Below are 11,625 nucleotides of genomic sequence, written 5' to 3' on the forward strand. Positions count from 1 at the left end.
CCCAACTTACGCTGTTCCCAATCGTCATAAAACCCATCAAACCGCAGTTCAGGCGCATTTTTCTCTCGCATCATCTGAACACCTCTTTAGTTGCTTCAATCAATTCTTTTGTATCTGGGGTTACAGCCAACTCGTCCAGCATACCAAGAAAATCTGATTCCGCCTGTTTGATATCGTTGTTAACTCGTATAATTTCTTTACTCAACTCGACCAAATCAATAGGCTCTTCTTCCTCAAAGGTATCCACATAACGCGGAATATTTAAGTTATAATCATTCTCTTTAATCTCTTCCAACGTAGCCAAATGCGCATATTTTTCAACATCTTCTCGCGCCTTGAACGTCGTAATAATCTTATCAATATTTGCCTCGCTTAAATTATTTTGATTCTTGCTCTTTTCAAATTCATTACTTGCATCAATAAATAAAACATCACGATTTTTACGATTCTTCTTAAATACTAAAATTGTTGTCGGAATACTCGTGCCATAAAATAAATTGGCAGGCAACCCAATAACCGCATCAAGGTAATTTTTTTCAATAAGAATTTGCCTAATTTTACCTTCAGCAGCACCACGGAACAAAACTCCATGAGGTAAAACAATCGCCATCGTTCCCGTGTTATTCAAATGATAAATACTATGTAAAATAAAGGCAAAATCTGCTTTAGAAGCAGGTGCCAATTTCCCGTATTCACTAAACCGTGGATCCTTCAATTTCGTTTCCGAATTATCCCATTTAGCAGAATAAGGTGGGTTGGCTACCACAGCATCAAAACTTCGCGGTTGGTCAATTCCTTGCTTATTTAAACCGTCTGGCCAATCACTTTCCAACGTATCTGCATTACTCAACGTCATATTATTGTATGTAACGCCATGCATCATTAAATTCATACGTGCTAAATTATAAGTCGTTGTATTTAATTCCTGTCCATAAAACTTAAGTGCACCAATCTTTTTATCACTAGGTAACTCATTTCGAACCGTCAATAATAAAGAACCAGATCCCATCGTTGGATCATAAACACTAAATGCCTGATCAGATTCTTCTACTTCAGCTGTAACCACTTTAGCTAAAATCCTACTTACTTGATGTGGCGTATAAAATTCACCACCCTTTTTACCAGCACTCGCCGCAAACTGTCCAATCAAATATTCATAAATTTCGCCTAGAATGTCTTTCCCATCATCAGACTTATATTCGATATCATCCACTAATTTTACAATATTATTTAATGATTTGGCACGAGCTGTAGTTGAGTTTCCTAAGCGTGAATTCCCTAAATTAATATCATTGAAAATTCCACTAAAATCACTCATAGCATCTTTATTTAATTCAACATTTCGATTAAAATTATCAAAAATCGTTTGATACACACTCGGAATTACTGTAGTATCGTCAATCATCACATTCAATGATGCCCATGTATCATCAGGAGCGATTGCATATCCTAAACTTGAGGAAATATCACGCAAATACTCAATTAAATCCTCTCCAGTAGCTTGTCGCTTATATGCTTCATAGACTGTTTCATCTTCCTCCAAATCAATAATTTTATTTGATAGTAAATAAATTTCTTGATGTTCCGATAAGTATCGATAAAACATAAATGCTAGAATATAATTTTTAAACTCTCCTGCATCCATATTCCCCCTCAATTCATTTGCCATTGCCCACAGCTTGCTCGTAACTGTTTGTAATTGATTATTTGACATGTCCTCTATCCTTCCAGTCATTGATTTTCTACTAATTCATCCGCTAACTTATAGATAGCTTCTCGCAACTCATTCCTATATTTAATTTTGGATAAAGATTGAACGGCTTCATCATATGCGAGCGTTTTATAATCCTTACTTGCCTGAGTTACAATTTTACTAAGCTGCCCAGTATCATCCAAATCCTGCTGATCATAGCGATGCCTACTAAACAGGTTTCGCATCTCTGCACTTGTGATTATGTCAATTATTCCCCATTTAATTCTAAAATCCTGAAAACGTCGATCTAAACTTACATTATTTGCAGCTAAAATTACTTTTTCACTCCCATCTAATTCAGCTGGATACTGATCTACAGTATAATGGCCATTCAAAATAACTATAGCTGCATTCTTAATCTTTCCAGCATAGTTTCTGTCATCCAAGCCATCCGCAAATTGATCAATTCTCTCCTTAGTTTTTTTAGCAGCTTCAATTTCTTTATCGTGTACTTGATTCAACAATTGCTCTACTAGTGCAGTTAAATAATCATAATCAATTTTTACATCTTTAATATGCATCATTTTTAGATCAATATGATAAGTTAATACATTTTTCTCTTTTGCAATACATTCTTTTAACTCATTTGTGAGCACAGTTGTAAGCATTCTTTCTTCTTCACTTGTCATGCCAAGGTTTTCGATTAATTTATCTGGATCATCATAATTAAATCCCTCATTAGAACCATTAACTTCTTCTGGATCATATTGTTTTAGCTTCGAGACACCTTTACTATACTCTCGAAGCAGTTCTAACATTTTTTCCTTTTTCCTTTCACTAGGTGGCAATTGCTGGAATCCTTTTGTTAAATCACCTAGCTCAACCACGACTTTCTTCACTTCATTGAATACATCTTCAAAGGATTTCGCAATGATTCCGTCTTTCTCATTCCTCTCGCGTTGCTCATTCACTGACAAGTTAGCAGAATCTTTATTTGCATAAATAGCTAGCGCTTTATTCATCAGTTTTTCATTTTGAGCAGGCCAGCGATAGTTGACAACTCGCCCCCAAGGTTTATCCTGTAAATCAGCAATACGATTCGTTCTAGAATACGCCTGAATCAATCCCGCTCCTTTTAGCGTCCGGTCAACATAAAGCGTATTAAGCTCTGGTGCATCAAAGCCTGTCAAAAGCTGGTCAACAACTATTACTAAGTCTAAATAATTTTTATCCATTGCGGTTCGATTCAAACGACTGGCAACATCTTGTGTATATCCAGAGACATCATCCATTCCAAAGTTTGTATTAAACTCTTTGTTGTAAGATTGAATTGCTTCAAATAATCCTTGGTTTGTTGAAAGTTGGCTGTCATTATTTGAAGAATTTTGGCTAAAAGTAACTGCAACTTTCAATGTTTGCTCGCCACGTTTTCGATTCTTCTCATTTACACGTTTAAATTCATTGAAATACATTGTAGCCATTGGAGTGCTGGCCTTTCCACCACCAACATGTGTGGTGAATAATGCATTATATTTTCCTTCATTAGAGCGATTTCGCCAATTTTTAAAGACATCTTGAACCACAAGTTTAACATGTTCATAATTTTCATCATAGAAGCTAGGCTCAATCGTATCGTCCATATCTTCTGGTGTTAAATGCTTAATTTTTTCCTGTACATCTTCTTCTGTCCACTTTGGATAGCGAGCACGGTAGAATTGTGGTAAATACGCAGACTTCATTTGCTCTTCATCAATGGTCGTTTCAAAATCAACTTTAAATCCAAGTACATTCCGATCAGCAATTGCTTCACGAATCGTATAAGCATGCAAAAGTTTCCCAAAAATATCTTCTGTGCGTAAACCTGATGTCGTTTCATCAAACATTGGTGTGCCTGTGTATCCAATCCAAGCTGACCTCTTAAATGCTTTTTGAATAATCGCAAAGGAGTCCCCACCTGTTGAGCGATGTGCTTCATCTACAATAAACACAATATTTTTATTTGGTGCTTTAAAATTCTTTTGTTTTACCAACGTTCCTAATTTTTGAACAGATGTGACGATAATATTATTATCTTTACCTTTTAACTTCCGCCTTAGATCATTTGTATTATTAGTTCCTTGAACATTCCCTGTTTTTGTTAAATCTTCTATGTCACCATCTGGATCGTAAGCACGATAATTTTCACTAGTTTGCTTTGTCAGAGCAATTCTGTCTACAACAAAAACAACTTTATCTATTTTAGGCATTCTGCTTGCTAACCAGGCTGTTTTAAAACTCGTAATCGTCTTACCAGAACCTGTTGTATGCCAAATATAACCAACTTTATTAGTTCCTAGTTGAAAATCGACTTGTTTTAGATTTTCAAGCACATTTTGCGTAGCATATACCTGATAAGGACGCATAACTTTTAACGTTTGTTTGTTTTTTGTACCATCCAAAATCATATAATTAGTAGCCATTTGATGTGCCATTGGGATACTTAACATAGAATCAGCAAACTCTCTCCATTTACGCACAATCATATTATCTTCTTTACGTTGCCAGTTAAATGCAAAATCTTTATTGAACTTATCACTCGTCGTGTTTGCCATATATTTGACATTATTAGGTGTCATTGCCACTAAAATTTGTAGTGTTGAAAAGATATCACGAAATTGATTTTCATCTATGTATTGGTGCATTTGATTCAATGCTTCATTCACATCATGTGTATTACATTTTTCTTCGATATGAATAATTGGCAATCCATTAATTAAAAGCGTTGTATCAAATCGACGGTTTCGTTTTCCTGTAACAACAGCTGGGCGCTCAATTTGATTGACAACTTGATAAACTGTATTCCCTGCGCCAACTTGTTTTTGATTAAAAACTGTTAGGAATACATGCTGTCCATCATCCAAATCTATTTCAATTTGAGAAACACCATTCATTCCATATAAGAATTGCCCAGCTTCATATGGCGTTTGAATATCACAGATGATCTTTTTAACTTGTGCAAACTCAGCTAGACTAAGCGGTTCTGCTAACACATTTTGATTAAGCTGTTCTAAAATGCTTTTAAAATTATTCCATAACGCTTCTGTTGTTTTTATATTTTTTTCATACTTCCATTGTTTTGTTCCAGCAATATTTTCAATGTGTTTAATTAATTCTATCTCAAATTGATTTTCATTCATATCTAGTTTTCCTTTCTCTTTTTGCGCTTAAAAATTAGTATCATACTAATCTCTGCTGCAATAAACTAACACGTTTTCATTACTAAATTCTTTTTTAATCATATACTCTCCTTCAAACTAGCTCTAATAACTTCCTTCAATTTTCTCAATATAACATTTTAGGCCTGTCATTTCTATATGCTTCATATTTGTTCTTAAATTCACCTTAGTAAAAAATGGCAGATCAAAATTATCTTTATTAGTGATTATTCCTAAAATAATTTCATATTTTTCTCTTGTTGGTCGTTTTATTTCAGCCTCATCTAATTTATTGCTCAGCTTTTCATTAAATTTTTCTCTAAAATCTTCATTACCTATAAATAAATCGCTTGATACTAACGCTTGAGCCATTAGATGTGATATGTCAGAGGACGATTTATATATTTTGATATGTATAAATCGCCCATCTTTATATAAATCACATACTTCTATTGCATCTTGTTGTGGTAAACGTACTAATTTTTTATCTAGAATTTCATAATTTTCCTGTTGTTTTTCATTATATCTTCCCTCATTATGTTTTCCATGAATCTTTTCGTATTTAGGTAAAGAAGATTTTTGGATATTTAAATCCTTCCACCATTTCTCCAACATTTGTAAATAGCTATCCTCTACCTTATACCAATTTCCATTGGTTAAAATATACTTTTGTTGTCCCTCCTTCACTTCACTATTAATACAGTTATACAGTTTCCATGATTTTTTAATCGTTTGTTCTTCACTACCAATTAAATCTACAACAATATCCTTAATAATTTGAATCGTGTCACTCTCTTCTAGTTTTCCTAGGGGAAGAAATTTATCCAACACAATTTCATCAAAGTTATCATCAATCTCTGAAGAAAATCCTTCAAAATCATCCCAATCTATAAGTTCTGGAGGTGCTAAATTTAAGTCAATAGACGAACTTTTCATTTGCTCTAATAAAATACTATCTAATTCCTCCATCTTACCTGGATCCCTTACTTGTTCAATATAATCAATCCACTCGTACCCATTACTTTTATACTTTTGCTCAATATAGTATTTATATAAAAGTTCTAAAAGCTCATCAATATTTGTAATATCATTAATCACAGTAATAGTCAAGGCATCTCTACCATCAATTGTTTTTCCAAATTTCTCTTTCTCAAATACTTCCTGATTTAGTGAAATGGTGATTCCCTGTAAAATATCTTGTTGAGTATCTACCGCGAATGAGTTTATTTTGCTTACTTTAGCTAATAGAAAGAGCAACCTTCAACCCAAATCTTTTTTCAAATGCATCTGGATTCAATTTGTGAAACCCAGTACCAAAGCAAAAAATAAAATGCTTTTCTTCATTATTAATTGTAATTGTTTTTTTAAACACAGCTGCTACACTTTTAGTTGTCAAATTTAATTCTTCATTTACAAAAAAACCTTTTATCCACTTTGGTGATCTTTCAGGTGTATATGCTGTAAAAATATTTTCTTTATATTCCTTTAATCCATGATTTTCCTTTAAAAAGTTATCACTAAATCCTTCTTTTAAGAGATAATTTATTTTTCCTTTTTTTTCGTCTCATTTACTCATCCTCCACTTATTTTGTTGCGTTCCACCTCTCAACTTCCTGCACATATTTTGCGATAGTTTGATAAAACTGTTTATTCTTAAACCTAGAATAATCTCCAATTATATAAAACTCTTTCTTCGCTCTTGTAATAGCAACGTTTAAAAGATTTGCAGTCTGACAAGACCAATTTGCAGCACCATCGCTATCATTATCCGTTCCACAGACAAAATAGACAATTGCTGCCTCCTTGCCTTGAAAAGTATGAACAGTTCCTATAGACGATTTAGTCCATTGTGTAACAGCTTCTTTATCAAGCCCCACAAACTCACCGGCATGTTGTTTCACATATTTTTTCGTCTGTTCAACAACTGCTTTAAATGGAGAAATAACATAAACACTGTCTAAACTTTTTATTTTTATTAGGTTTTCCAGAAGAACTGTAGCTTGTTCCTCAACAAATTGCCTATTTTTTGCTTTCCCTTTAACATCTAACCATTTCATAATACCTTTATTAGCATTTTCAGAAGGCGCACCTTGAACCATTTTCCCATCATAGGAAATTTCATTTGAAACAAAAAACATTGGGTTCAAACAACGCCGATGCACCCATAATGGAACGCCAATTCGTACACCATCATTCTTTATTACACCGTAGGCATTTGCCTCATCAGCTAAATTTTGAACAGATGCTGTTGAACTTAAGTATTTTTCCTCAATTCCATAAGCTTCTCGTAAGCTTTTAAACACATTTTCACCCATTGTAACAACAGGTTCAATTTGTGCTGGATCTCCCACTACGATAGCGCGTTTTGCTCGCCACATTGCCCCAACAGCTGACTGAGGAGTTGCCTGACCAGCTTCATCAATAAAAAGATTATCAATAGTGCTTGCATCCATCCCTTTATACATTCGTGCAAAACTTGCAAAAGTTGTACTTACAACCGGAATCAATAAATGAAAAATGCTCCATGAATCTGCCAAAATAGCTCGATTATCTGCGCTATCTAAATCCAACTGATTCTTTTTCGAAATCACATTAAAAGCAGAATAGAATTTACCAGAATTCATACAGCAAAATATGATGTGAATATTTAAGGCAAGAATGAAGGTTTTTCCTCGCAAATAATTCAAACGCCTAGTTACCCATGGAATTGTTAATTGTCTTTTCGCGTAATTACTTTCTAACCACATTTCTTGATCGAAAATTGCATATTCATCATCTTGAAAATGAAAATTCAAATGTTGTAATTGCATTTTCATTCGTGTAATCTTTTGCTCTTGATCATTTAATTCTTGTTGAATTTTTTCTTTAACAATAACCATTTCAATCAATTCATCTTGATGCTTTTTTTCTTTTTTTATTAAATCTATTAACTGTTGCTGCAATTTAACAAGCTCTAAATTAGCTTTACCAAATAATTTATTTATCACTATTTTGTACCAAGGAAGCGGTGGCAACAACTCAATAACCTGCTTAACATGGGCAATATCACTAATTATTTTCTTCAACTCTGCTGAATTTTCGAGGTCAGTTGCTTTTTTCTTTACTTCTCCCAACCTATTTTGTAAACGATCTCTTTCTTTAATTTCAGTTCTTAGTTTGGCACTCAGCCGATAATGGGACATAATTTTTTTCTTTTCTTGATTAATTTCTACAATATTTTTTTGAAAATCTTTACATGCCTTTTCCCAGTCTTCTATTTTAAATGTTCTTTCTTTCATGTTGTCGTACAAGCTCTTACCTTTTTGATTATATAATAGTACTTCAAAAACTTTATTGATATTTTTTTGATTACCCATTGGAACCGAAAACATACCCCAATGTTCACTAAAAAGAGCTTGCTTTTCTTCTGTTGAGCAAAAAAGTGAGTCTGCATACTCTGAAAAATAATTTACCTCTTTAATCATCTCGGAAAAACCTGTATCGGTATCCTTGAATTTGTCCGTAGTATGTATGATTTCTTCTTTTTTTGGAAGGTCTTTAGAAATGTTTTCTACCGCACCATTATTTGATGATGCAACAACTATTCCATATCCTTTTATACGATCATCTATTTTATAACGATAATAATCAAAACCATTAAGTTTAAATTTCCCAAGGTTTTTAAAAGCTTCGACTGGGGAAGAAAATTCCATCATTTTTTCTGCTCTTTTTGTGATTAGATTAGCAAATATATCTTTGAGCAGTGTCGTTTTACCTGTTCCAGGCGGCCCATTTACAGAAAAAATCGGACTTTCCTCGTTACAGATTGCATTGACCGCTACTTGCTGCATCATTGAAAGCTTAAAACTATTATTAGAAGGCCATCTACTATCAGGCAAATTAGTCAAACTCAAAATTTTATTAATCAACTCTTCGTTTTCGTCTATTGTACGAAATTCTTTTGTTCCGCTTAAATAAAGATCTAAAGTCTTTGAAGGCTGCTTAGTTAAATATATCTGTTCTAAATCAGCTACAATAAGACTATTTAATTCTACTGGTTCGTTCGATTTTGAACAATTAAGTAATGTAAAAATTTCATCATCCATTATATCAGCAGTTTGAAACTGTTCACACACTAGATTCTGAACCTTTGCTAAAGCTTGGTAAGTTACTCCTTTAGCAAAAATTTGTACTAATTCAGGCTCAATAGTGTCCAAAAATTCTTGATTCGCAGTCTCAACTTTCTTTAAAGTTATTTCAGTAAAATCTGTTTTGAGCAATGACTTTAATAAAAATTGCAGTTGAGGTATAAAAACACTTTTTTCAATGTAAGAACCATTTTCATCCAATTGTATCGATAATGAATACCTTAATGATGTATCTTCATTATAAACTTCCGAATCATCATGAAAATAACTTCTGAGTAACTTATTGACTTGATAAGAACGAAATATCCCAAAATATATGTAACTCTTATTTTCTTTTTTTATCTTTGAAAAGTCTTCTATTGATACTTGAGCGCCTTTAAATACTGGTTTCTGTTGTGATACCTCTGGCAAATTCCCTGAACTTAAATATTCAATTAATAGCCAACTTTCTATCACATTTCTAAGTTTTTCATTCATGTTTAAGTCTCCCCGCTTATGTAAAATCATATAAAAGTTTTAAAAACAGATTTTTATTTCCAACTATATTTTTATTATACATTAAAGCTTAATAAAATGAACCATTATACCTATTTTAGAAAGTTTTAAAAAATATTATCTAATCATGCAATAAAAAGGAGTATTTTCAAATTCCCTCCGTCAGAACATGGAGTCACTTCTACGCCCTTCTTCATACACGCATGCCCGTGTTAAAATAGCCTAGAACACATTCCCTATCCTTTTTTCCAAATCCTGATCAACTTCGAGCTCCCCATAAGTCTCACTATATTCCGTTCGCATCACTTCAATCACTTCTGGCCGATATAAGGATCCTTGCATTTGCCTATGACGTTTGTAAAAGCAACGCATAATTCGCCGATAACGCTCAAAATTCTCCACTGTCAAATAATTAGCAGGCATAACTTTTTCCATAAAAACACCTTCCAATAAGCCTCAAAGTAGTCACTATAAGTTTACAGCATAATGAACATAATTTCGATAGATAGAAGAATTATTTTTCAAAATCAACTTATATTTGTCATACATCATACCTAAAACAAAGCCTCTGAAACATATAAACCCTTTCATGCACTCATTTTAATACGATTGAAACATGCACAAGGCTAAGAATAAATTAAATCATGTTGATATCAATACTTATCTTATACACATTGTTTTACTAATCGATGAAGGAGAAGAGTATCTACTATCAAAGAACACCTAGGGCACGCCAGCATTACAACTACTATAGATATTTACGGGCACTTATTCCCAGATAAACAAATTAGATCGCTTATTTTAAAAAGTGGTCACTTTTGGTCCCCTGCATTTTTCCAAAAAAAACACCAGCACTTGTTAAAGTACTGGTGTTACTTGATACCGGCGGCCGGGGTCGAACCGGCACGATCGTGAGATCACTGGATTTTGAGTCCAGCGCGTCTGCCAATTCCGCCACGCCGGCATAAATCACGATATTATTATATCGTTTATTTTTCTAAAAAGCAATGGAGGCGCCAACCGGATTTGAACCGGTGATGAAGGTTTTGCAGACCTCTGCCTTACCACTTGGCTATGGCGCCGTGTTGCTTTGCCTTTTAGAAAAGCGGAAGACGGGGTTCGAACCCGCGACCCCCACCTTGGCAAGGTGATGTTCTACCACTGAACTACTTCCGCATAATAACTGGGCCAGCTGGATTCGAACCAACGCATGACGGAGTCAAAGTCCGTTGCCTTACCGCTTGGCTATGGCCCACCGTTAATATTTTAAAAGGGGCGGATGATGGGAATCGAACCCACGAATGTCGGAACCACAATCCGATGCGTTAACCACTTCGCCACACCCGCCGTTATATGAAATTTTCATGGCAGGGGCAGTAGGAATCGAACCCACACTGGAGGTTTTGGAGACCTCTGTTCTACCGTTAAACTATGCCCCTAAATGGTGGAGGGAAGTGGATTCGAACCACTGAACCCTAAGGAGCGGATTTACAGTCCGCCGCGTTTAGCCACTTCGCTATCCCTCCGAAAAGAGTGGCTTGGGACAGAATCGAACTGCCGACACCTTGAGCTTCAATCAAGTGCTCTACCAACTGAGCTACCAAGCCAATATGGCGGTTCCGACGGGATTTGAACCCGCGATCTCCTGCGTGACAGGCAGGCATGTTAACCCCTACACCACGGAACCTTCTTTTAAAATTGCGGGGACAGGATTTGAACCTGCGACCTTCGGGTTATGAGCCCGACGAGCTACCAGACTGCTCCACCCCGCGACAATATTATGGTGGAGGTTAACGGGATCGAACCGCTGACCCTCTGCTTGTAAGGCAGATGCTCTCCCAGCTGAGCTAAACCTCCATGTTTACTATTCTAACGCAAAATCATTCATTTGTCTGCCAAAATAGTAGAAAAAGTGACCCGTACGGGATTCGAACCCGTGTTACCGCCGTGAAAGGGCGGTGTCTTAACCGCTTGACCAACGGGCCATTATGTTTTAAAAAACGGAGAGCAAGGGATTCGAACCCTTGAGACGGGGTTGCCCGCCTACACGGTTTCCAACCGTGCTCCTTCGGCCTCTCGGACAGCTCTCCAAGAAAGGCTCCACAGGCAGGACTCG

At 35.2% G+C, this 11,625-nt stretch carries 6 protein-coding genes, 13 tRNA genes and 1 pseudogene; 1 reads left to right on the plus strand and 19 read right to left on the minus strand.

From position 1 onward, the window contains the following. Window positions 1-70 precede the first annotated feature (70 nt). The 6 genes from CS921_RS15130 to CS921_RS15155 all read right to left on the minus strand — a co-directional run bounded on the left by CS921_RS15130 (window position 71) and on the right by CS921_RS15155 (window position 9,944). Window positions 71-1,714, minus strand: a complete 1,644-nt coding sequence (locus CS921_RS15130) for a type I restriction-modification system subunit M (RefSeq protein WP_099225380.1) — start codon at window positions 1,712-1,714, stop codon at window positions 71-73. A gap of 17 nt (window positions 1,715-1,731) precedes the next feature. Then, the gene (locus tag CS921_RS15135; protein ID WP_099225382.1) at window positions 1,732-4,869 is read right to left on the minus strand and encodes a type I restriction endonuclease subunit R; all 3,138 of its coding nucleotides are present in this window, start codon (window positions 4,867-4,869) and stop codon (window positions 1,732-1,734) included. Between the two features lie 123 nt (window positions 4,870-4,992). After that, the gene (locus tag CS921_RS15140; protein ID WP_099225384.1) at window positions 4,993-6,144 is read right to left on the minus strand and encodes a DUF6119 family protein; all 1,152 of its coding nucleotides are present in this window, start codon (window positions 6,142-6,144) and stop codon (window positions 4,993-4,995) included. Next, window positions 6,125-6,433 carry a DUF6119 family protein gene (locus CS921_RS15920; RefSeq protein ID WP_099225386.1) on the minus strand — a complete coding sequence of 103 codons (309 nt, stop codon included), beginning with the start codon at window positions 6,431-6,433 and terminating at the stop codon, window positions 6,125-6,127. The genes CS921_RS15140 and CS921_RS15920 overlap by 20 nt, the downstream gene beginning before the upstream one ends. Window positions 6,434-6,470: 37 nt before the next feature. Beyond that, the gene (locus CS921_RS15150) at window positions 6,471-9,491 is read right to left on the minus strand and encodes a DEAD/DEAH box helicase (RefSeq protein ID WP_162921801.1); all 3,021 of its coding nucleotides are present in this window, start codon (window positions 9,489-9,491) and stop codon (window positions 6,471-6,473) included. Between the two features lie 240 nt (window positions 9,492-9,731). Continuing rightward, entirely contained in the window at window positions 9,732-9,944 is a 213-nt protein-coding gene (locus CS921_RS15155; RefSeq protein WP_099225390.1) for a DUF2397 family protein, read from the minus strand. 235 nt (window positions 9,945-10,179) lie between these two features. On the opposite strand from CS921_RS15155, the pseudogene CS921_RS15815 reads away from it, so the two are divergent. Beyond that, window positions 10,180-10,295, plus strand: a pseudogene (locus CS921_RS15815) (tyrosine-type recombinase/integrase); the annotation flags it as partial. A 94-nt stretch (window positions 10,296-10,389) separates the two neighbouring features. On the opposite strand, the gene CS921_RS15160 reads toward CS921_RS15815, so the two are convergent. The 13 genes from CS921_RS15160 to CS921_RS15220 all read right to left on the minus strand — a co-directional run bounded on the left by CS921_RS15160 (window position 10,390) and on the right by CS921_RS15220 (window position 11,599). Continuing rightward, window positions 10,390-10,473: transfer RNA gene (locus tag CS921_RS15160), tRNA-Leu, on the minus strand. A gap of 44 nt (window positions 10,474-10,517) precedes the next feature. After that, window positions 10,518-10,591: transfer RNA gene (locus CS921_RS15165), tRNA-Cys, on the minus strand. Between the two features lie 22 nt (window positions 10,592-10,613). Further along, window positions 10,614-10,685 (minus strand) — tRNA-Gly (locus CS921_RS15170). Window positions 10,686-10,692: 7 nt separating this feature from the next. Then, window positions 10,693-10,764 (minus strand) — tRNA-Gln (locus tag CS921_RS15175). A 19-nt stretch (window positions 10,765-10,783) separates the two neighbouring features. After that, a tRNA-His gene (locus CS921_RS15180) sits at window positions 10,784-10,856 on the minus strand. Window positions 10,857-10,874: 18 nt separating this feature from the next. Further along, a tRNA-Trp gene (locus CS921_RS15185) sits at window positions 10,875-10,948 on the minus strand. A gap of 3 nt (window positions 10,949-10,951) precedes the next feature. Then, window positions 10,952-11,035 (minus strand) — tRNA-Tyr (locus CS921_RS15190). 8 nt (window positions 11,036-11,043) lie between these two features. Then, window positions 11,044-11,116: transfer RNA gene (locus CS921_RS15195), tRNA-Phe, on the minus strand. 4 nt (window positions 11,117-11,120) lie between these two features. Then, window positions 11,121-11,196, minus strand: a tRNA-Asp gene (locus CS921_RS15200). 11 nt (window positions 11,197-11,207) lie between these two features. After that, window positions 11,208-11,281 (minus strand) — tRNA-Met (locus CS921_RS15205). Window positions 11,282-11,290: 9 nt separating this feature from the next. Next, a tRNA-Val gene (locus CS921_RS15210) sits at window positions 11,291-11,366 on the minus strand. 56 nt (window positions 11,367-11,422) lie between these two features. Further along, a tRNA-Glu gene (locus tag CS921_RS15215) sits at window positions 11,423-11,494 on the minus strand. 16 nt (window positions 11,495-11,510) lie between these two features. Continuing rightward, window positions 11,511-11,599 (minus strand) — tRNA-Ser (locus CS921_RS15220). Window positions 11,600-11,625: the final 26 nt, after the last annotated feature.

The sequence above is a fragment of the Listeria costaricensis genome (genome assembly GCF_900183385.1).
Taxonomy (GTDB): domain Bacteria; phylum Bacillota; class Bacilli; order Lactobacillales; family Listeriaceae; genus Listeria; species Listeria costaricensis.

Coding starts and splice junctions, on each gene's coding strand:
- CS921_RS15130 (WP_099225380.1), bottom strand. CDS start 1,714: ATGTCAAATAATCAATTACAAACAGTTACGAGCAAGCTGTGGGCAATG.
- CS921_RS15135 (WP_099225382.1), bottom strand. CDS start 4,869: ATGAATGAAAATCAATTTGAGATAGAATTAATTAAACACATTGAAAAT.
- CS921_RS15150 (WP_162921801.1), bottom strand. CDS start 9,491: ATGAATGAAAAACTTAGAAATGTGATAGAAAGTTGGCTATTAATTGAA.
- CS921_RS15155 (WP_099225390.1), bottom strand. CDS start 9,944: ATGGAAAAAGTTATGCCTGCTAATTATTTGACAGTGGAGAATTTTGAG.